General features: G+C 52.9%; 12 protein-coding genes and 1 tRNA gene. 6 read left to right on the top strand and 7 right to left on the bottom strand.

All coding sequences use genetic code 11. The features are described 5' to 3' along the window. Positions 1–112: 112 nt before the first annotated feature. Positions 113–185 (bottom strand) — tRNA-Lys (locus E6072_RS00815). A gap of 145 nt (positions 186–330) precedes the next feature. Between E6072_RS00815 and purT the strand changes: the two genes are divergently transcribed. The 4 genes from purT (at position 331) to E6072_RS00795 (ending at position 4,358) form a co-directional block, all read left to right on the top strand. Further along, positions 331–1,545 (top strand): formate-dependent phosphoribosylglycinamide formyltransferase, encoded by a 1,215-nt coding sequence (gene purT / locus E6072_RS00810; RefSeq protein WP_316693125.1) that lies wholly within the window; start codon positions 331–333, stop codon positions 1,543–1,545. Between the two features lie 236 nt (positions 1,546–1,781). After that, on the top strand, positions 1,782–2,105 hold the full coding sequence (locus tag E6072_RS00805) for an Lsr2 family protein (protein WP_316693124.1): 324 nt from the start codon (positions 1,782–1,784) through the stop codon (positions 2,103–2,105). Positions 2,106–2,158: 53 nt separating this feature from the next. Further along, positions 2,159–2,893: a phosphoglyceromutase gene (locus E6072_RS00800; protein ID WP_024059589.1), complete on the top strand. Its 735-nt coding sequence runs from the start codon at positions 2,159–2,161 to the stop codon at positions 2,891–2,893. Between the two features lie 334 nt (positions 2,894–3,227). Continuing rightward, positions 3,228–4,358, top strand: a complete 1,131-nt coding sequence (locus E6072_RS00795; RefSeq protein WP_316693123.1) for a sn-glycerol-3-phosphate ABC transporter ATP-binding protein UgpC — start codon at positions 3,228–3,230, stop codon at positions 4,356–4,358. A gap of 238 nt (positions 4,359–4,596) precedes the next feature. Here E6072_RS00795 and E6072_RS00790 read toward each other — a convergent pair whose 3' ends face one another. Together E6072_RS00790 and E6072_RS00785 are read right to left on the bottom strand one after the other, a co-directional pair. Continuing rightward, entirely contained in the window at positions 4,597–7,920 is a 3,324-nt protein-coding gene (locus tag E6072_RS00790) for a CAP domain-containing protein (RefSeq protein ID WP_316693122.1), read from the bottom strand. A 360-nt stretch (positions 7,921–8,280) separates the two neighbouring features. After that, positions 8,281–10,047: a hypothetical protein gene (locus tag E6072_RS00785; RefSeq protein WP_316693121.1), complete on the bottom strand. Its 1,767-nt coding sequence runs from the start codon at positions 10,045–10,047 to the stop codon at positions 8,281–8,283. A 689-nt stretch (positions 10,048–10,736) separates the two neighbouring features. Here E6072_RS00785 and topA point away from each other — a divergent pair. Then, positions 10,737–13,454 (top strand): type I DNA topoisomerase, encoded by a 2,718-nt coding sequence (gene topA, locus E6072_RS00780; RefSeq protein ID WP_316693120.1) that lies wholly within the window; start codon positions 10,737–10,739, stop codon positions 13,452–13,454. A 54-nt stretch (positions 13,455–13,508) separates the two neighbouring features. Here topA and E6072_RS00775 read toward each other — a convergent pair whose 3' ends face one another. From E6072_RS00775 to E6072_RS00760, 4 genes are all read right to left on the bottom strand, one after another. Next, a complete protein-coding gene (locus E6072_RS00775) occupies positions 13,509–14,891 on the bottom strand; it encodes a hypothetical protein (RefSeq protein WP_316693118.1) in 1,383 nt (460 codons plus the stop codon). Positions 14,892–15,347: 456 nt separating this feature from the next. After that, positions 15,348–16,094, bottom strand: a complete 747-nt coding sequence (locus E6072_RS00770) for an anaerobic ribonucleoside-triphosphate reductase activating protein (RefSeq protein ID WP_316693117.1) — start codon at positions 16,092–16,094, stop codon at positions 15,348–15,350. Further along, the gene (locus E6072_RS00765; RefSeq protein ID WP_399334896.1) at positions 16,087–17,910 is read right to left on the bottom strand and encodes a ribonucleoside triphosphate reductase; all 1,824 of its coding nucleotides are present in this window, start codon (positions 17,908–17,910) and stop codon (positions 16,087–16,089) included. Before E6072_RS00765 ends, E6072_RS00770 begins: the two co-directional genes overlap by 8 nt. Positions 17,911–18,160: 250 nt before the next feature. Continuing rightward, positions 18,161–19,075: a phosphatase PAP2 family protein gene (locus E6072_RS00760; RefSeq protein ID WP_316693113.1), complete on the bottom strand. Its 915-nt coding sequence runs from the start codon at positions 19,073–19,075 to the stop codon at positions 18,161–18,163. Positions 19,076–19,175: 100 nt separating this feature from the next. Between E6072_RS00760 and E6072_RS00755 the strand changes: the two genes are divergently transcribed. After that, positions 19,176–21,629: a DEAD/DEAH box helicase gene (locus E6072_RS00755; RefSeq protein ID WP_316693111.1), complete on the top strand. Its 2,454-nt coding sequence runs from the start codon at positions 19,176–19,178 to the stop codon at positions 21,627–21,629. The last annotated feature ends 7 nt before the right edge of the window (positions 21,630–21,636 follow it).

Raw genomic sequence — 21,636 nt, 5'->3', positions numbered from 1 at the left:
TAATCCCTGACGGACTCCTCGTTGTGTTAGTAATCCCTGGCGGGATTACACACAACTTCCTCCTCTTCACTGGTGAAGAAACGAGTTTCTTCACCGTTCATCGTCGTCGTTGTACGCCCGCAGGGGATCGAACCCTGGACCCACGGATTAAAAGTCCGTTGCTCTACCAACTGAGCTACAGGCGCCTGCCTTAAAGGCACGTTTTATTGTACAAGGGCAAAGGGAATTTCCCCAAGTTACATTTTGGTTGCTTCCGTCACTAAAGAACCCGTAAAGTAGTACTCAAATCCCTATATACCAGGCGGAATTGATTATTAGGAAAGGGTTTTTATGTTAACGCCAACTACCTTCGGAACTCCCCTATCAAAATCCTCACTCCGGGTTCTCCTGCTCGGTTCCGGAGAATTAGGTAAAGAATTGGCGATCGCATTTATGCGCCTGGGGGTAGAAGTCCACGCCGCTGACCGCTACCAAAACGCACCGGCGCAGCAGGTGGCGCACTATTCCTACGTCCTCGATATGACCGATGGTAAACAGGTCGATTTCTTGGTGAAAAAGGTGCGTCCTCATTTCATTATTCCGGAAATTGAAGCTATCGCTACCGACACTTTGGAAGAAATAGCCGCTTCTCGCCAGGTCACGGTAATCCCGACTGCTCACGCTACCCGCCTGACTATGGATCGGGAAGGTATCCGCCGCCTCGCTGCGGAAGAACTAGATATCCCTACTTCCCGCTACCTGTTTGCTTCTGGGGAAGAACAGATGCGCCAAGCGGTAGAAAAAATTGACCTGCCCTGCATAGTCAAACCGGTGATGTCATCTTCAGGTAAGGGGCAGAGCCTGCTGAAAACCCCAGAAGATATCATTCCTGCCTGGCATTACGCCCTTGAGGGCGGACGGGGCGCTAGTCAGGGTCGCGTAATCGTAGAAGCGCTAGTAGATTTCGACTATGAAATCACCCTCTTGACGGTGCGTTCGCGTGACGGAAAAACGGGAGAAACCATTACCAGTTTTTGTGAACCGATTGGCCACCTGCAGGTAAATGGGGACTACCACGAGTCTTGGCAGCCAGCTCCCATGGATAGCGCGGTGCTAGAAAAGGCACAAGCTATCGCCGCCAAAGTTACTTCCGCCCTGGGAGGTCGCGGCCTGTTCGGGGTGGAACTGTTTATTTGCGGGGACGAGGTTCTCTTTTCCGAGGTGTCGCCGCGGCCTCACGACACCGGGATGGTGACTATGGCTTCTGGTTACCTGTCAGAATTTGAGCTCCATGCCCGCGCTGTTTTAGGTTTGCCGGTTGATACCCGCCTGCGCACCCCCGCGGCCTCGGCAGTTATTTGTGCGAACCTGCAAACTGAAGGCCCGGTATATCGAGGTTTGGATCAGGCGTTATCAGTGCCAGAAGTGGATTTGCGGCTTTTTGGTAAACCTGAATCCCGGATAGGGCGGAGAATGGGAGTGGCTTTAGCCCGCGGAAATGACATTGCCAAAGCCAGGGAGCGGGCACAGAAAGCCGCCGGATTAATTACGGTAGCTGACGCCTAAAATGGTTGCAAAAACCAATCTCTTAGAAAGGCGTAAGTTTCTATATTTTTAAAAACCTGATTACTACTACTCTTAGCTAGTTGCGGTATTTGCGTGCTGAAAAAACTAATATTTTTACCACTATTACTGCCTGCGAATATTTGCCTAGTAGGCGTTTAACTATCTATAGAAAAGTTTGTTTAATAGCGTTAACATAAAAAGAAATATTCATTTTTCAAAAACGGAAAGGCAAAATCTTGGCCAGGAAAACTAGAATTGTTCTGATTGACGATATCAATGGGGAACTCGGGGATGAAACCATTAAGTTTGGCCTTGACGGTATTGATTACGAGATTGATTTATCTACTGAAAATGCCGCCAGGTTGCGCGAAGTTATGGATCCGTGGATTCAGGCAGGCCGACGGGTAGGAGGACGCCGGATTGCCGGTACTGATACCCGCCGGGTTTCCGATGCCTCCAAGATTCGGGCTTGGGCGCGGGAACAGAATATGGAGGTATCAGAAAAGGGACGCATTTCTGCGAAAGTACGCTCCGCCTACTACCGCACGCACTTAAAATAAAAAAGGGACTTACACCCCGGGCATTTTCACCTAAAGAATGAGACACTGAGGATATGACTTACAAACTTATATTGCTCCGTCATGGGCAAAGCGAATGGAATGCTAAAAATCTTTTCACCGGTTGGGTAGATGTTCCGCTCTCCGATCAAGGTCGTCAGGAGGCCGTCCACGGTGGCGAACTAATGAAGCAAGAAAACATCTTGCCAGATGTTGTTTTCACTTCTTTGCTACGCCGGGCGATTATGACCGCTAACCTGTCGCTAGATGCGGCCGATCGTCACTGGATTCCGGTTAAGCGCAGTTGGCGTTTGAATGAACGCCACTATGGCGCTTTGCAGGGCAAAGACAAGAAAGCTATCCGGGACGAATACGGCGATGAACAGTTCATGTTGTGGCGTCGGTCTTACTCCACTCCGCCTCCGGAAATCGAGCTGGGTTCTGAGTTCTCGCAAGATCAAGATCCGCGCTACTCCGGGGAACCTATTCCGCGTACCGAATGCTTAGAGCAGGTACTGGAACGTTTGCTGCCCTATTGGGAGGAAGCGATTGTCCCTGAACTTAAGAGCGGTAAGACGGTTATGGTGGCAGCACACGGTAACTCTCTGCGTGCCATCGTTAAACATCTTGATCAAATCAGTGACGATGACATTTCTGGTTTGAATATTCCTACCGGGGTTCCCTTGTACTACGAGCTAGACGAGAACCTGCAGCCGGTAAAGAAAGGCGGAACCTACCTGGATCCTGATGCTGAAGCCAAGATTGCGGCAGTAGCCAACCAGGGTAAGTAGTTTTCTTTCCTTGACAGTCCCCGGGGGCGACCTCGGGGACTTTGTCATATTTAGCCCCGGTTGCTCTCGCCTTTGGGAGTGGCCTGGCTGCGTCCTCGGCAAAGGAAAATAGCAGATTCGGCGCTCAGGAGGCGGGCGGGGGTAAAAAGCTAGGAATTGGCGCAACTTTGGCGTATCTCACTACCGTAATAGCGATAAATATGGCAGACTGAGTGCAGGCGCAATCAGCGCTTGTGTCGCAGGTGACACGTGGGGAAGATATTCCCCGCAGTTACAATAGGCACTCCACTCGGATCGTCGGGCACGTACCTGCCCGTGGAGGAGAGATATTAATATGGCAAAAATTGTTTTTGATTCCGTTACTCGGGTTTACCCCGGTTCAGATCATCCGGCTGTAGACAGGTTGAATCTGGAAATAGCTGATGGTGAGTTTCTAGTTTTGGTTGGTCCTTCTGGTTGCGGAAAGTCCACTTCTTTGCGGATGCTTGCTGGCCTAGAGGATGTTAATTCCGGCAAGATTTATATCGGCGATAACGATGTCACCGATATGGCTCCCAAGGATCGCGATATCGCCATGGTTTTCCAGAACTATGCGCTTTACCCGCACATGACCGTGCGTCAAAACATGGGTTTCGCCCTCAAGATCGCGAAGGTTCCGCAAGAGGAAATCGATAAGCGGGTAGAACAGGCTGCCGCGACTCTTGATTTGACCGAATATTTGGATCGTAAACCGAAGGCTCTTTCTGGTGGTCAGCGTCAGCGGGTAGCGATGGGACGCGCGATTGTGCGTAAGCCACAAGTGTTCTTGATGGATGAGCCGCTGTCGAACTTGGATGCGAAGCTGCGTGTGCAGACCCGCACCCAGATTGCTCAGTTGCAGCGCACTTTGGGAGTCACTACCTTGTACGTGACTCACGACCAGACTGAGGCTCTGACTATGGGTGACCGGATCGCGGTTATCGCTGGTGGCGTTTTGCAGCAGGTTGGTACCCCTGAGGAGCTTTACGATCGCCCAGGTAATGCTTTCGTGGCGGCGTTCATTGGTTCACCGGCTATGAATATTGGTACTTTCCGGGTCGAAAACGGGGTGGCAGTTCTTGGTGATGCTCGTATTCCGCTCAGCCAAGCTACGCTAGATGCGCTGACTCCTGAGGATAATGGGGAAATCATTATTGGTTTCCGCCCTGAGGCTTTGGATGTTCAAGCTGACGGTCAAGATTTGGCTCATTGCATTCCGATTAAAGTGACCCATGTGGAAGAACTAGGTTCTGATGCTTACGTTTACGGTACGCTGGCTGGCCATGATTCCAGTCTGCGCACTGATGACAAGCCGCGCCTGGCTCAGGTGACGGTTCGCGTTCCTCCGCGTACCGCTCCTCCGGCAGGTTCGATTATGCCGGTCAGGATTCGCCCTGGTGGTCAGCATAACTTCTCTGCTGCTACTCAGAATCGGTTGCCTGAATAGAGCGATATAGGATTTAGATTCTTCTCATAGCAATGGGGGGCAGGCATTGCGCCTGCCCCCCATTGCTATGTCTCCACTGCTAAGCCTGGTATGTACCTTTGTTTTGGTGATCAGGGGTTAAACCTGTTAACCCGTATTAGCTACCGATTTAGAACTTATGGCTGAATTTATGGGGTCAATGCCCTTTTCGGGCATTGACCCCACCATAGGTTATTTCTGTCAGATTAAGACACGTTTTCTAGCGCGCGTGCTTCGGTTGGCGCCGCCGGGCAACCAGGTAGGCCCCGGCACCCGCGCTGATTGCCGATAGCCCCAAAATGGTGGACAAATCGGCGGCGCCGGTTTGACCCAAGCCGGAACTAGATGCGTTACCCGGTTCCCCTGTGTGCTTGCCGGTAGAAGCGGACCCGGGAGCAATGCAGTCTTGGTAGAGCTTCTCGTAGGTGGCTTTTGTCTGGTCTAGCTGAGTGTTAGCCTGCTGCAAGGCTGCTTCGAATGGCACTAGCGCGGCTTTAGCTTCTTTATAGGCGGCCTCTAACTGCTGTACTTTCTCGGCGGCAGTCTCTGCTGCCTGCGCGGCTTCCCGGTAAGCTTGATATTTTGCGAGGACGTCATCGATTGCCTGCTGGGTTTCGGCACTAACACTGGTAGCTGCCGGTGCACGCAACGCCATTATGCTCAGCGGGGCAGCAGGGGCAGGTGCGCTGCCAGGTTGTTGTCCTACCCAGGTGTCGAGGTCGGGTACTTTCTGTGCGGCTTCGTTGTCTACCGCAGCCTGATCTTTAGCTTTTTGGGCATTATCTTTGGCCGTGTTGGCATTTACTGCTTCTTGATCGGCGGTGTCTTTAGCTTTCTGCGCATCCTCGACTGCTTTCGCTGCGTCATCTGCTTTAGCTTGCGCCTCATCGGCAGCTTTTTGGGCGGCTGCTTTGTCTGCGTAATTTTTAGCTGCCGCGTCGTTTGCCGTCTTGGCGTCCGCTACTTCTTGATCAGCGGTGTCTTTAGTTGCCTTTGCCTCCGTTGCCTTGGTGGTAGCGTCCTCAGCTTTCTGCTGGGCTGCGGTCAGGTTGTTACCTGCTTCGGTTACTGCCGCATCAGCTTTAGCTTTTTCGTCTTTAGCCGCATTCAGAGCGTCTTCTGCCTGCTTTACTGCTTTTTCTGCGTCAGCCAACTGCTTCGTAGCGTCAGCCTTGGTGGCGACTACTGCGTCATAGTTCTCTTTGGCAGCATCCAAAGCTTTTTGCTTTTCGTCCACTGTTTTTTGCGCGTCATCGGCAGCCTTTTGTTTGGCGTTAACGTCCTCTTGTGCCTGGGTGACTGCCTGGTCAGCTGCGTTTTGAGCTTCCTTGGCGTCTTGCAGCGCCTTTTCTTTGTCTGCAACTACATTTTCTTGAGCAGCAGTATCTTCCTTGGCAGTTGTCAAAGCTTCTTCGGCAGTGGGAACCGCAGCATTAGCTTTCTCAAGTGCTGCTTCCGCTTCCTCCAATGCTTTCTGGCAGTCCGCACACTTCTTCGCTTGCTCAGTGGCGTTATCCTTCGCTTTCTGCAAGTTAGTCTCCGCCGTTTTTTGCGCCGCTTGCTTTTCTGCAAGCGTAGCTTGAGCTGTAGCTAATGCTTTTTGTGCGTCTATCGAACCATTGGTTACTGCTTCTTTTAAGGGAAGATAATATGCGTTAAAGCGTGCCTCGTATTCATCAACAGTGAACGATTCTTGACTGGTGCTGTAATCAAAAGTTTGTCCAGCTTCCTCTGTTCCCTGCCATATTTCATCGTCAACAGTGAATGAAATACCGCTAGAGACGTAGGCAAAGCCTGTGTATTTGTATTCAGAATCCATCAAATTGGTGTAGTGTCCAACTTGACCAGCACCGCCGGTTTTATCTTTGTCGTAGTACCCTTTTTCTTTCTTGTACCACTGATTGTAGGGATTCCAGTTAGAACCACCAGCAGTCCACGCAAGGTTTTCGCCCACATTCCCATTTCCGGAATGTCCCCTATCGGCGTTACGTGAGTAATTGGCATTAATTTGCGCAATAGCCATTAACTCATCCGTAATCTTTAACTCGCCCATAGAAGCAAAATTGTTATCACCGGTAGTGCGATATTTATTCCCGTCTCTAATCCACGCAAAAGTCTTGGCTATATTATCCAAGGAAGTTGCATCTCCAGCTTTACCCATTTCCGTATAACTGGTAATTGGCTTACCGCCTATCAGTACATTTGTATGTAGCTGTGCCAAGGCAGCATCAGATCCCATCTTTTCGAAGAAGCCTTGTGAGCCTTGAGCTATCTGCGCTTTAGCCTCGGCTTTGGAGGCCTCTACGGCTTTTTGGGCTTCCTTTACTGCTTTTTGCGCCTCTGCAACTGCGGCATCAGCTTCTTGCTTAGCCTTCTCCGCATCCTTTACCGCGTTATCTGCTTCCGTGCACTTGGGAGTCTGCTCGTCCAGAGCTTTTTGCGCGTTATCTTTATTGGTTTCAGCCTCTTTTTGTGCCTGGACGGCATCGTCATAAGTCTTTTGCGCTACCTGCTGCGCGGATTTCAAATCATCTAGCTTAGTGTTTGCAGCATCAAGGGCATCTTGAGCGTCCGTAACCGCCTTAGCCTTGTCTGCCGCCTCGCCCTTCGCGGCCTCTAGTTTCGTTTTAGCCTCGGACAAAGCGTCATTCACTGGTTTCTGGTCATTGACGGCATTATCGTAATCCTGCTGCGCCTGATCTACCTTTGCTTGTGCGTCTTGCACCGCAGTGTCATTATTCAGAACATCTTTAACGTCTTGCAGTTTCTGCTGCGCGTCAGCTAAAGCCTCTTCTTTATTTTTTACCTCATTCGCAGCGTCTTGAGCTTTTTGCTCTGCGGCTTGCTTGGCGGTTTCCGCTGTCTTAGCATCCTGTTCTGCCTGCTCCGCAGCCTTGGTTGCGGCGTCTAGGTTAGATTTAGCTTCCTCGGCTTCTGCTTGCGCCGCATCCAGAGCCTTTGCGGCCTCATCGGCGGCTTTCTTAGCTTCAGCTACCGCCTCAGCTCCGGGAGCAGCATCCTGAGCCTGCTCATTTTCACGATCTGCTGCCTCTTTATTCGTCTTGGCTTTATTGAGGTTGTCTTCGGCCTGCTTTTGCTTCTGCTTAGCCTGCTCTAAGCCCTTTTGAGCTTTATCCAGATTAGCAACTGCCGCCGCCAGCGCCTGCGCTGCCTCTTCCTGCATCTGCTGATGCGCAACGGTGGCATCATCTCGTTTATGCTGCTGGCCGGCTTGCGCCTTCCGCAACGAATCCTGGGCACCCGCATAAGCCGCGAGAGGCTCCGCGATCTCGGGTTTGGACTGTTCAGCATCCAAATTTGTGGCCGCATCCGCGGCTTGCTGCTGGGCACGCTGATAATCCTTATAGGCTTTATTAACGGCAGCCACGTCAACTCCGACGCGGCACTGCGAAACAGATCCCGGAATATTCAACTTGCCCTGTGGTTCTGCTTGATTAATCCCGAAAGCCGAAGCCGCCGGAGCCACCAGTGCAATCCCAGTGCCTGCTGCAATTGCTACTTTCGCAACTTGTTTGCGTGCCATATGAATCCCCTCTGATTGGTTTAGTATTTCGCTCGAAATAGGTAAAGATTATAGATTCCCTATAATCTTGCCCCCCCCCCGCATAAAAGTCCAGTCCAGAGGGCTTTGAAGTGAAACTATTCCAAATAATGGACGAGTTTTAGGATGCCGCTTTAATCGTTATAGACGTCGCCAGCTGCTGTTTCTCAACCCAAAAAATAATCTGGCTCCTAGACTGGGAACGTCCTAGGAGCCAGATTTTTTCTTTTCAGTTATTGAAGCCAATCAACCAGGTAACGACTGGATTCTTTTTTGAGGAGCCGCGTCCTCGTCCCTAAGGACGCGACCCTCTTTGGGACCGTTAGGTTTAGAAAACGCAAGTTACCCAACGGAGTATGCGGGCAGCTTCAACTCGTAGAGGGAAGCTGACATGAACGAGGTAAGCCAGAACTGCACGGTGGGGCGAATCTGCTTGCCCTTCATATCGGGGGTCAAAGTCAAAGTGTCACCGGTTCCGACCTGCTTACCGTTTTGGTCTTTCCAGATCACGTCACTGAAACGCTCCACCGAATCGGAGTTACCCTGCAAGCTAACCTTCGCGATTAGCTTGTCGCCCTGGCGGATAACCTGATCCTGATCGAATCCGTAGTACTCCAGTTTCAGCGGTTCAGAGATCGAGGTACCTACCGGGTTGGTGACCTTCAAACGGAAGCGTAAGGACTCGGCCTCGGCACGATTAGCAATCGGAGCCGACCGCAGCAGTCCCCACTTGTCTTCGGTGCGAGCACCAGGGGCATAGTCCAGATCGTTGGCAGTTCCATAGAAGCTATGATCAGCAGGAACCCGGAACTTATCTTTCACGTCCTCCCAAGTCTTACCGGCATCTTTGGAGCGCTGCCACTGGTATTTCATACCGGTAGAACCCTGCACGGTGATCTTAGCCGGTTCGGCGTATCCACCCTGGGCTACCCGGGGAGCAGCATTTACCTTGATCTGGGGAGCCATCTCGGAGGAGGAGATCATCGGATCGAACAGTTTCACGGTGTAGGTGTAGGAGGAACGAGTCGCACCCTTTACCCCGGAAACGCTCACTTTGTAGTCGCGCGAACCATCGGTGCCCACCGGAAGATCGGTAATCTTCGGCATCTTGATTAACAAGGTGCTGTAGTAGTTCCAGGTTCCCGGGCCTTTGCCATTGAGCTTGTTGTTCAAAATAGTGGTAGGAACTTCCGCGCCATTCGGACCGGTCACTCGTACCCGGGCACCCGAAAGGTCGGGACGTTGCGACTTGCTTTCGCCGCGGAAGGAGATGCTCCAACGCTCTACATCGTCGCGGTCATCGCGATTAGTGGTCAGCAACTGGTAGGGGAAGTATCCCGCCGAAGGCCAGGTCATAACTTCCGGCTTGTAGGCTGCTTCATTAGTGATTTGCTTGTTATTGAAGTCAGGAGTGCTTACCAGCTGATCTCCGGTGACTACAATTGCGTTGTAACCATTTACGTTTCCGTAAGAAGTAGTGGACAAGGTGGGATCCATCAAAGCAATGCGGTGTCCCAAGCGGTCGTTAGCCCCCACCTTGGTCATCGTAGAACCACCCAGGCTGGAAGGATCAATGAAGTACCACAGAATCTGTTCGGCCGGAGTTTGTCCCGCACTATCGGACAGGTTAGAAATGGCTGCACCCTGTTGACCTTTAAAGCTGAAGCATTTGGAGTCATTTTGTACGGTGTGCGAAAGACGGCCATTGGCAGCCATATTGAGGGCGGCCTGCTGAGTGTAATCTTGCAGCGGAGAAGTAGTATCCATCTTGACCGCTTCAGCTCCGTTGAGGCCGCGGAAGTAGTTAAGGGCGCGAGCTACCGAGTTAGCGGTGGTGGGGTTAACCACGCCGGCGCGGCAGTTTTTGTGATCCGCACCGTTGTTAGGGCTTTCGGGGTAGTCAGTATCGGCAATATCGCTTAGGTAACGGGTACGAACCTCTTCACGGTTGTTGGTGTTGATCGCGTTAGCAGTCACTGCGCTTGAGGCAGCGGAAGAAGTACCGGTAAAGAAAGTAGCCGCATCGGCCAGATTTACGCCGGCAGCGACAACCCCAGCTACTAGAACACCTGCAACTAGAGTCTTGGCGTGTTCTTTCCACGTTTTCATCGTAGATCCCGTTCCTTGCGTTTTCCTCTTATGGAAACCAAATCCTTCGGTTTCCGTGAACGTCCCGATCCTTCGCTCCGTTCATTAACTATTATCCACGAAAACGAACACGAAGAAAGCTGGTAATGTTTGAAAATGAAAGTTTTACACCTGGTAGGTTGCTTTCACGAATACTTACCAACCATAAAGTAGGTTTGACCTGGACTATTAGAATGTTTTCAGGATTTTTTAACGATAGTAGCACCTTGGGTATAAATTGTGAGTTCCCTCACCCCTAATTTTGACCATTTGAATGAGTTAATGCTCAGTTTTATTTAAAACTAGCTTTTGCCTGCATATATAAACTATATATTGCACTTTTCTAATAAAAAAACTATAAAAACCACAAATTTCTTTTCGCACCATTTTTGGAGCTGATTCTTCACTCACCAACCACTGAGTTTTTACTCATCTAGCAAATCCAACAAGCAACACTAGTAATATTTGAGTCTACTCATGTTTGAACAATGTTTATACAACACTTCTCCCGGGTTGTATTGGTTTTCCCTAACGTACGGCCTCATTAACCAGTCAGTCCTCGCGAGCGGCTCCAACAACCAGGCAGAGAAACCTTATTTGTTAGTCTTTCAAGTTTGCGAGATATATATAAGGTATAAAGGTAGATCGTTAACCCAAGGGAAGAGGAAGTCTTGAGCGCTAAGAAACTGGTAATCGTCGAATCTCCAGCTAAGGCTCGCACTATCAGCGGGTACCTGGGCGCTGACTACCAGGTAGAAGCCTCGGTGGGGCATATCCGGGACTTGCCGCAGCCATCTGCCCTACCGGAAAAGCTCAAACAGTCCGGATATAAAAAGTTTGCGGTAGACGTGGACAACAACTTCCAGCCCTACTATGTGGTTAACCCCGACAAGAAAAAAACCGTAGCGGGACTTCGGAAGGAGCTGGCAAAAGCCGAAGAGCTCTACCTCGCCACTGATGAAGACCGCGAGGGCGAGGCTATTGCTTGGCATCTGCTGGAAGTATTAAAACCCAAGGTTCCGGTAAAACGGATGGTATTCCATGAGATTACCCGAGAAGCCATTGATCGCGCCCTGGAAAATACCCGGGATATCGACACTGACCTGGTAGAAGCCCAAGAAACCCGCCGGATTCTAGATCGCCTCTATGGATATGAGGTTTCCCCGATTCTCTGGCGTAAAGTTGCCCGGCACCTGTCAGCTGGACGGGTACAGTCAGTGGCCACTCGCCTGGTAGTGCAGCGCGAACGCGAACGCATCGCCTTCATACCCGCCAACTATTTTGATCTAAACGCCACCTTTAAAGCTGATGGCGGGGACTTTAATGCCCGCGCCTTGGAAATGGATGGAGTGCGTTTTGCCGTTGGACGGGACTTCGATGACCGCGGCCAATTAAAACGCGAAGCCACCGTGATGGATGAAAAGCTGTGGGAAAAACTGGCACAAGCCTTAGGGGAAAAAGCTCACTGCCAGGTGACATCAGTAGAGTCAAAACCCTATACTCGCCGTCCCGCCCCACCTTTTACTACCTCTACCCTGCAGCAAGAGGCAGGAAGAAAACTACGCATGTCTTCGCGGCAAACCATGGCGCTCGCGCAATACCTATACGAAAACGGCTACATCACCTATATGCGTACCGACTCGACCGCGCTTTCTAGCCAAGCCATCTCGGCGGCGCGGCGCCAGGCTACGGATTTATATGGGGCAGACGCTGTCCCCGAAAAACCCCGTTTTTACGCGAAGAAAGCCAAAGGGGCACAAGAAGCGCACGAAGCAATCCGCCCCGCCGGTGATAACTTCCGCACCCCCGATCAGGTGCGCTCCTTGCTCACCGCGCAGCAGGCCGCGCTGTATGAACTAATTTGGAAACGCACCCTGGCCTCGCAAATGAATGATGCCCGCGGAACTACCGATACCGTACGCCTTGGTGCCCAGATCCAACTAGAGGGCGCCCCTCACGAACTGGTGTTCACCGCCTCGGGAACCGTGATTACCTTCCGTGGTTTTCTGGCCGCCTATGAAGAGGGTAAAGATAAATCCCGCTACTCCAGCAGCGACACTTCCACGGCCTTACCCAAGCTCACAGAAGGGCAAGAAGTAGCGTTTAGCGAGGCAGACAAGGAAAAAGCAGCGCACGTAACCAGCCCGCCTCCGCGCTATACCGAAGCCTCACTGGTGAAAACCTTAGAAGAAAACGGAGTAGGGCGCCCCTCTACCTACGCCTCCACAATCGGGGTAATTATTGAGCGCGGGTATGTGCGCCGCGCCGGGCAGGCTCTCATTCCCTCTTGGCAGGCCTTTTCCGTGGTTCGCCTGCTAGAAGAAAACCTCGCATCCCTGGTGGATTATGATTTCACCGCCACCATGGAAGGCGATTTGGATCAGATTGCCGCCGGGGAACGGGACGGCAAAGAACTTTTAGCGCACTTTTATTTTGGAGGCGGCTCGGGAGGAGAGTTCTGGGCTCGCGGCCTCAAAGATACAGTGGAGGGTCTGGGGGATATTGATGCCCGCGCCCTGAACTCGATCGAAGTGCTACCCGGAGTAAACGTGCGGGTAGGACGGTATGGCCCTTATCTAGAGGACGCAGAGGGCAAGCGCGCCTCGGTACCCGAGGAACTAGCGCCTGATGAACTCGACGCCGAAAAGGTAAGAGAACTGTTCACGATTTCAGCCGATACTGGTCGCGAACTAGGTAAAGACCCCGAGAATGGGAACGTTGTTTTAGTAAAGAACGGACGCTACGGCCCCTACTTTACCGAGGTGCTACCCGAGGACGCCCCTAAGGGTACCAAACCCCGCACCGCCTCCCTATTTAAGACTATGTCGATCGAAACTGTTGACCTGGGTGATGCCTTGAAACTGCTTTCGCTGCCGCGAGTAGTGGGGCAGGATCCCGAAAGCGGAGTCGATATTACCGCACAAAACGGCAGGTACGGCCCGTATTTGAAGAAAGGGACGGATTCGCGCTCCCTAGAGACGGAAGACCAGATTTTCTCCATCACTTTGGAGCAGGCTTTAGAGATTTACGCCCAACCCAAAACCCGCAGAGGTCGCACCGCGAAACCACCCCTGAAAGAACTGGGAACTGATCCTAACTCGGGTAAACCGGTAATAATTAAGGACGGGCGTTTTGGCCCCTATATTACGGACGGCACTACCAATGTGACCGTGCCCCGCGCCAGCACTATCGAAGATATTGATGCTGATCAAGCCTATACTTTACTGGCAGAAAAGCGGGCGAAAGGTCCGGCGAAAAAACGGGGAACCCGTAAAACTACTAAGAAGTCCGCCGCGAAAAAAACTGCTACCAAGAAAACCACTACCAAGCGGACAACCGCCAAGAAAGCCACTGCGAAAACTACCAAGAAGTCGGCCGCGAAAAAGTAGGTAGCAGCCCTACCGGTAGCAGCTTAGCGTTCTAGTAGGCGGTAGTTTCACTTCCTAGTAGGAGCTGTGGTCGGCCTGGCGCATAGTGAAACCGCGGCCAGTCTTAGAGTTCCAGCAGTTAACGCCGGTGTATTTACCCACTTCACAGGCATAGTCACCGTTATAGTAGACGGTGCCATAGGTGGCTTGGGTCTGGGGGTCAGCGCCGGAGTCGTAATGGCACTCTTGCGTTACTCCCTCTCCGTCAAGCGCGACTCCCCATAAGCCGTCACAACCCTGTTCCCACTGCCGCTGATCAATCTGGCAAATCACTTGACCTGAGGACATCAAGCAAGCAATATTACCGGTGGGGGTATAAAAACCGCGCTCTAGATAGACCGCTCCGGCGGGGATCGGTTTCCCAGTTTCTATAGGAGTTTCAGTAGTGGTAACCGTGGTTTCCATTACCGTAGCGGTCCGGGTGGTATCACTTTGGGACTCACTGGCGCTCGCTTGCCCTTTATTGTCTCCGCGCGAGGAAACAATCCAGGTACCCACAATCGCCAGCCCGATTAACGCCAACACTAGCAGTACCGTCAATATAATGATCCCCCAGCTGCGGCGGGATTTTTCCGGTTGCGAACTCTCCCCTGCCGGATTTTGGTAGGCCGGGAAAGGAGAATAGGCAGCTGACGGCGGACTCATCACTGGTTGCCGAGGCGGCTCCGGATAGGCGGGATCCGCATATACCGGAGAAGCGTAAGCGGGAGGCATGGCCGCGGGAGCAGCCATTACCGTCGGATAATCCTCAGTCGTTTGCGCAGAAGAGACGGGATTATCTACCGGCAGGCTTCCCAGGCGAGTAACATCATCATTTTCTTCGTCGCTGCCTGGGATTTGGGACGACTGTGCGCTTTCGCTGGGGGTTTCGGGGCTATCTCCCGCTGCCTTGCCGTCCGCGCTGGCCACCGGACTTTCTGCTAGCTCCTCGGTTTTGGCTGCGCCCTCTGCAGCCGCGGCTGCTTCCTCTGCCTGCTCAGTTTCTGCTGCTTGATCAGTGGTTTCTATTTGCTCGGTAGCTTCAGTTTCACTTTCCGGATCAGTAGGGGGAGCAAAGGCTGGGGTTGCAGAGCCTGCGGAGCCGGGTTCCGTCTCTGCCTGGTGACCGTTCGGATCGCTATCTTTTTCTTCGGAAGTAGCCTCCGCAGCCTCCTGACTGCCTTTTGCTAATGCTTCGGTGCCAGAAAGACCGTCTCTGCGCGCGGCTACCACCGCTTTTACCCGGTCATCGCCTACGTTTTCCAACCAATCGAGCAGATCCGGATAGGCATTCGGGTTCGCCGCGACCTCCGCATAAACCTCGGGATGTTGCGCAGATATCGCGAACAGTTCATTGGCGTTAGTATCCGGAGCTAACGCGCGCTCGCGCAATTCTTTTAAATCATCACTATCAGTCATGGCTTACCTTTGAGGTTGGGACAACACTGCTCTTATTCTAACTGGCATTGAACAGCGACGTACAGCGCTTACCTAATAAATCAGTAAACCCTGAAGGCAGTGAAAATCTGGTATACCAGCGATTAGAAGAAAATTACCGCCTCCAAGACGCGGGGAGGACGCTTGGCTGGCCGCGCCGAACGCTAAAAGCTTGAGCACCGGGCGCATTAGGGCAAAAATCAGGCAAAGTCTGCCCGCAGGCAGCAAGCTCAGCTCTAGTAGGTAGAGTGATTAGCTCGGCGCATCGTAAAGCCGTGGCCGGTCTTGGAGTCCCAACAGTTCACCCCGGTATGTTCCCCCACTTCACAGGCGGTATCCGTGGCTCAAATCTGTAAAAACCAGCCTGGCGGGAAACCCTGACCCTCCAGAGTCTATTGATAAAAGTGAAACGAAAGCGCACCTAAGTTATCAGCGTCCTCAAGCAGGACGGAAAGAAAACTCTTCAAATCCCAAAGAATCGATTTCCTTAGCCCAGGTTTTCACTTGGTTATCCCAGCCGCGAGCCTGCGCCTGAAAATCTGGAGAGGCTCCCAACTCGCGTGCCTGCTGTAAGGCAAAGTTTTTTACCCCTCGCGTCGCCAAATCCCGCGCCAACTCCACCACTTTTCCCGGGTGTCCCGGGTACACAGTTAACCGCACCTCGTAGTCAACACTACTGGCCAACACGGCATCTAGGCAGGCGAAAGCCTTATCTGCACCGGATACCCCAGTCACCTGCCGGTAGTCGGCGGGCAAGGCTTTAATATCTAGCCCCACCCAATCGAGCAAACCAGCTGCCAACATTTCTTGCAGACGCGTCGGATAAGCGCCCGCCGCGTGCAACCCCACCTGGAAACCTTGCGATTTCACCCAACGAGCCGCCGGGATTAATGCCGCCTGCGCCAGCGCTTCCCCGCCCGAGAACACCACTCCGTCAAGCAGTCCTTTTCGGCGTCCTAGTAACTCTTCTAGCTCCGCAAACGGCACCGCGCCGGGCACTTTGAAATCTAAGATTTCATAGTTTTGGCAATAGGCGCAGCGCCAAGGACACCCCTGGCAAAACACACTCGCCACGATCTTCCCTGGCCAGTCCACGGTGGAAAACGGGACTAGACCCGCGATGTTAAGCTGCCTGGACTGCCCTAGCAGGCTGGGCTCCCCGTTAACTGCGGAAAAATCAGACACCGGCTAACTCTTGCGAGAAAGTAGTGCGCTCAGCGTACTCGCTCTGCTTACCGGTATTGAAGGAGGTAACGGGACGGAAGTAGCCCATGACCCGCGTCCACACCTCGCAGGGCTGCTCGTGGTTGCCTTCTTGGGCACACTTCGGACAGTCAAAATGTTCACCCGATAAATACCCGTGAACTGGGCAAATCGAGAAGGTGGGGGTAATCGTAATATATGGCAGCTTGAAGTTCGAGAGCGCTCGGTGTACCAGGGTCTTGCAGGATTCCGCGGAGTTCATCGCCTCGCCCATATAAAGGTGCAATACGGTACCACCAGTGTATTTACCTTGCAGTTCCACCTGTTCCTCTAAGGCTTGGAACGCGTCTTGGGTGTAGCCTACCGGCAGCTGCGAAGAGTTTGTGTAGTAGGGTGCATCCTTAGTTCCTGCCTGAATAATCCCGGGGAAGCGTTTAGCGTCCTCTTTGGCAAAACGGTAAGTGGTGCCTTCGGCCGGGGTTGCCTCCAGGTTATAGAGGTGCCCGGTTTCTTCCTGTAGCTGCACCATCCGCTCCCGGATATGATCTAGCAGGTCAGCACACATTTTATGCCCCACTTCACCGGTAATATCTTCCGCGTCATCGGTAAAGTTACGCACCATCTCGTTCATTCCGTTTACCCCAATAGTGGAGAAATGGTTATCGAGAGTGCCCAGGTAACGGCGGGTATAGGGGAACAGACCGGAATCCATATGCCAGGAAATCACTTCCCGTTTTTTCTCGAGGGACTGGCTGGCCAGGTCAATTAGGTGATCCAGCTGGCGGGTGAGCCCTTCTAGATCACCCTTGTAAAGGTAGCCGAGGCGAGCCATATTAATGGTCACTACCCCCAGGGAGCCGGTTTGTTCTGCCGAACCGAACAGCCCGTTGCCTCGTTTTAAGAGTTCCCGTAGGTCTAGCTGCAAACGGCAGCACATGGAGCGAATCATATGGGGATCCAGATCCGAATTTAGGAAGTTCTGGAAATAGGGCAGACCGTATTTAGCGGTCATCGCAAATAGCCGATCGGTGTTGGGGGAGTCCCAATCAAAATCGGGGGTGATGTTATAGGTGGGGATGGGGAAGGTAAATACCCGTCCATCGGCATCCCCGGCGGTCATCACTTCAATGAACGCCCGGTTGATCATCTCCATTTCTGCGGCTAGATCCCCGTAGGTGAAGTCCATTAGTTCATCCCCAATCAAGGGGTTTTCATCTACCAGGTCATCCGGGCAAGTCCAGTCGAACGTGAGGTTAGTGAAGGGGCACTGGCTGCCCCAGCGGCTGGGCACGTTCAGGTTGTAAATCAGTTCCTGCATACACTGGTGAACCTGCTCGTAATCCAGGTTATCTTTGCGAATAAACGGCGCCATATAGGTGTCGAAACTAGAGAAAGCCTGAGCGCCAGCCCACTCGTTTTGCAAAGTTCCCAGGAAGTTTACGATTTGCCCGCAGGCGGAAGAAAAATGGCGAGGCGGATTCGAGGCAATCGCACCCGGAACCCCATTAAAACCTTCCTGCAGCAGCTGCTTTAGAGACCAGCCGGCGCAGTAACCGGCAAACATATCCAGATCGTGAATGTGGTAGTCGCCCTCACGGTGCGCCTGTCCAATTTCGGGAGTGTAGACCTCGTTGAGCCAATAGTTGGCAATCAGTTTGCCCGAAGAGTTAAGGATTAATCCCCCCAATGAATAGCCCTGGTTCGCATTAGCATTTACCCGCCAATCAGCCTTGGATAGATACTCATTTACGGTCTGAGCGGGATCAACCAGGTGTTTCGTTTTCGTTTGGGGTACCATTTTCATCCTCTTCTGGTTCCTTCAAATTCTTCTTGTTTGTCTACGGCTTCGTAGCCACCGCTATCGACTATAGGCACAAGCGGGCGGAAACAGGTAAAGACACACGAGATATAGTAGGTTTCCTAAATACTAACCACTAGATATTGTGTTTGCCCTGATTCTTCTCATATTTGCTGGCGGGGGCGGAAATAACCTCCAGCGCAAACTAATGGGAGCACTCTAAGTCCTAAAACCCTTTGGGGCAAAAGACCTAGGCGGATGCAGAGGGCGATTTTAGGGTGCGCATTCCGGCTCGCGCGACTTCGAAAATAAAAACCCAGCAGGCTCCGGCGAGAGTGAGCACGGTTCCTCCTGCCAGCAAGAGGGCGAGCTGGTGACGCGTGGCCGCGAGTTGGCGCAGGTCACTGCTGGCGCTGCCGGCAGAAAAATAAGGGGCACCGGCCCTTAGTTGAAAATAACAGTAGATGACCATCACTGTCCCTACTACAAAGATAGTCACCGCGAAGAAAGTAACGATCCGTCCTCGCCGCAGAGCCCGTTGCCCCCGCTCTCCCCCCAGCTCCAGAGGCGAAAGCAGCAGAGAAAACACGGCGACTACGCAAATGGCAGCGAAGACGTCAGAGGGGCGATGCCAACGCGCTACGATTACCGCTAAAGCCACTAACCAGAGCACCAGCGCCGATAGATAGGTAGCTACTTCCCGCCAGCGATCAGCCGCTACCATCACCAGCGCTACTGCGGCTGCTCCGGCGGTCGTAGTGTGACCAGAGGGGAAGGAATTCGTCATATAGTAGGTGATTCCTAGCGCAGGCCGGGAAAGCACCAGATGCTTTAGGATCTGGGTGGTGACGGTGGCGGCTCCCACCATCATCAGCATCCGTGCCCCCAGGGCAAAACGTCTTCTTACCAGGGCAACTATCACGGCTGCGGCGATTAGTGGAACTAAAACAAATAAATACCATTCCCGCAGTAACGCTTGATCCCAAGGGGTAAAAGAACTATTGAGGTTCGATAAAGCGAACATGGCGAGCGTATCAGTAGCCTGCCCCGCTCGGGTGCACACAAAAATCAGGTAGCAGGCAACAAATAACACGGCCGCAAATAGCGCTACCGAAAAACGACGCACGTAACCGGCAGTCAGTCCTCTTCTCAGCGCGCTAGTCATGCTTTAACCTTAATTTGTCACCCCTGTGGTTTCCACAACCACCGGGATTTGAAAGCAGGTTCTAATCAGTAGTATTTCCGCGTCAACAAGGGAGATTCCGGTGAGTATCGCTAACCTGGCGGACGGATTGCGTTCCTTTAGCAGCGACCAGTTGCTTTACGAAACCGTATTACCTGCGAGGCGCCCCAGTTTTGCGCCTTGGCCGAGTTGGGTAGGAGAAGATTTACAGGCAGGGCTGAAAGCTGATGGAATTGACCGTCTCTGGGAACATCAAGTTAGCTGCGCAAATGCTTTATATAGCGGCCGGGACGTGATTCTGACTTCCGGAACCGGGTCCGGTAAATCTTTGGCTGCGTGGCTCGCGTTTTTGGCGCGCCGCCATAAGTCCCTGGTGGGCATCCGTCCCACCGCCCTCTACTTAGCTCCTACCAAGGCCTTAGCTCGTGACCAGGCGACAGCTTTGACCCACTGGGCAAACCTGGCCGCACTGGATCTCCAGGTAGCCCCGGTAGATGGCGATAGTCCTGCGGAAGTTAAAAAGTGGGCGCGCGCAGGTGCCGAGGTGGTGCTGACCAACCCCGATTTCCTGCATTACGCATTGCTACCCCATAACGAGCTTTGGCGCCCCTTTTTGCGGGGATTATCGCTGGTGATTGTGGATGAGGCGCACTATTACCGGGGGGTACTGGGGGCAAATGTGGCCTTGATTTTACGCCGCCTGTGTCGCCTGGCTCGTAAATACCAAGCTGAACCGGTCTTTGCTTTACTGTCGGCTACTACCGCTAATCCGGCAGCTCATGGGGCTAACCTGTTGGGACGAGGGCGTCAGCTAGAGGTTATTGACCGCGACACTTCCGCCGGTGGTGCCCGCACGGTTTTCGTCTGGCGCCCGCCGCTAATCGAGGATAGTGACCCCGCTTCCTGGGAAGACGAAAACCCGTGGGAAACCAGTGAGGGGGGCGGCTCGTTTAGCAGCGTCTCGGCAGGACAGCCAAGAGTAACTGGAGAAGCCGCCGACCAGAGTACAGCTGAAGGGGCTGAGGCGGCAGAGGGGCCGCGCTACCCCGCCATTTGGGAAGGCGGACGCCTGCTGGCTCAGCTAGTAAATAGCGGAGGGCGAGTGTTGACCTTTGCGCCCTCGCGGCAGGGAGTAGAAACTATTGCCCAGATCGCCCGGGATCAGCTAAGTACCCGTAACCCGGGGTTAATGTCGCGAGTGGCCGCCTATCGCGGCGGTTACCTGCCCGAAGAGCGCCGAAAGTTAGAAAAAGAGTTACGTACCGGTACGCTACAAGGCCTGTCAGCAACCTCTGCCTTAGAACTGGGAATCGATATTTCCGGACTGGATGCCACCATCACCTGTTCTTGGCCGGGAACCCGCGCCAGTTTCTTTCAGCAACTTGGTCGTTCTGGTCGCTCCGGGCAAGAAGGCTTAGGCATCTTGGTGGTTTCCGATAATCCTTTAGATGATTTTCTAGCTCACCACCCGGAAGAGATTTTTCGCTCCGCCGAGCAAATAGTTTTCGACACCGAAAATCCGTTTGTGCTGGCGCCGCAACTGCTGTGTGCCGCAGCAGAACTTCCTTTAACCAGTGAGGATACTGCTTTATTTGGGGAAGCTAGCACCGAAATCATGTCTCAGTTTCTCCGGCAAGGATTGCTGGTAGATCGACCGGGGGGACTTTGTTTCGATATCACCAAGCGATTTTCGCCCTGGCAGGCAGTAAAGCTTCGCGGAGATAGTGGCCAAGTACAAATTATTGAATCAGAAAGCGCCCAGGTAATTGGCACGGTTGATAGTTCCCGGGCGGACAGCGTGCTGCACCCGGATGCGATTTATGTGCATCAAGGCCGCGTCTGGCAGGTTTCTCGCCGAGATGACGATATCGCGGAGGTGGTTCCCGGTCCGAAGAAGCTACGTACCCGCCCCAACACGGATACCAGTATTTCGATTACCTCAGAAGAAGCCGCCCCGCTGACTCCTTCGCCGGCAGTTAGCTGGCATTACGGGCGGATCGAAGTGCAAACCACGGTTACTTCTTTTGACCTATTGCGCCTGCCGGGTCATGTTTATCAAGCCACTTTCCAATTGGATTGTCCCACCCGAACCTTGCAAACTACCGGCACCTGGTTCACGCTAACAGAAAAGCTGGTTAAACAGCTGCAGCTAAACGAAGAACAGCTATTGGGCGGGGGGTTGCACGCAGCCGAACACGCCCTGATTGCTTTACTTCCCTTGGTGGCTACCTGTGACCGTTGGGATCTGGGGGGATTATCTTTAACCCAGCATCCCCAAACTGGACTGCCCACGGTGTTTATTTACGATGGCATCCCCGGAGGTGCCGGTTTTTCCCGACAAGGTTTTCGCCAGCTAGAAACCTGGCTAGATTTAACCTATCGGCAAGTCACCGCTTGTCCCTGCAAACAGGGGTGTCCGCGCTGTATCCACTCCCCCAAGTGCGGGAATGGAAACGAAATGCTTTCTAAACCTGCCGGCCGGGATCTTTTAGAGTTCTTACTTAGCAGCTTTGGTTCGGCCGGAACTGCCACCTAAACCAGTG

Origin of the sequence: Varibaculum cambriense (assembly GCF_032557235.1) — a bacterium.
Classification (GTDB): domain Bacteria; phylum Actinomycetota; class Actinomycetes; order Actinomycetales; family Actinomycetaceae; genus Varibaculum; species Varibaculum cambriense_C.
Note: the sequence above shows the minus strand (reverse complement) of the source record. Positions and strands in the feature narration are given on the sequence as shown.

Bases quoted from the DNA above. Each gene is read 5' to 3' on its own strand.
- E6072_RS00800 (WP_024059589.1), top strand. From the start codon at position 2,159: ATGACTTACAAACTTATATTGCTCCGTCATGGGCAAAGCGAATGGAAT.
- E6072_RS00760 (WP_316693113.1), bottom strand. From the start codon at position 19,075: ATGACTAGCGCGCTGAGAAGAGGACTGACTGCCGGTTACGTGCGTCGT.
- purT (WP_316693125.1), top strand. From the start codon at position 331: ATGTTAACGCCAACTACCTTCGGAACTCCCCTATCAAAATCCTCACTC.
- E6072_RS00790 (WP_316693122.1), bottom strand. From the start codon at position 7,920: ATGGCACGCAAACAAGTTGCGAAAGTAGCAATTGCAGCAGGCACTGGG.
- E6072_RS00795 (WP_316693123.1), top strand. From the start codon at position 3,228: ATGGCAAAAATTGTTTTTGATTCCGTTACTCGGGTTTACCCCGGTTCA.
- E6072_RS00765 (WP_399334896.1), bottom strand. From the start codon at position 17,910: ATGGTACCCCAAACGAAAACGAAACACCTGGTTGATCCCGCTCAGACC.
- E6072_RS00785 (WP_316693121.1), bottom strand. From the start codon at position 10,047: ATGAAAACGTGGAAAGAACACGCCAAGACTCTAGTTGCAGGTGTTCTA.
- E6072_RS00775 (WP_316693118.1), bottom strand. From the start codon at position 14,891: ATGACTGATAGTGATGATTTAAAAGAATTGCGCGAGCGCGCGTTAGCT.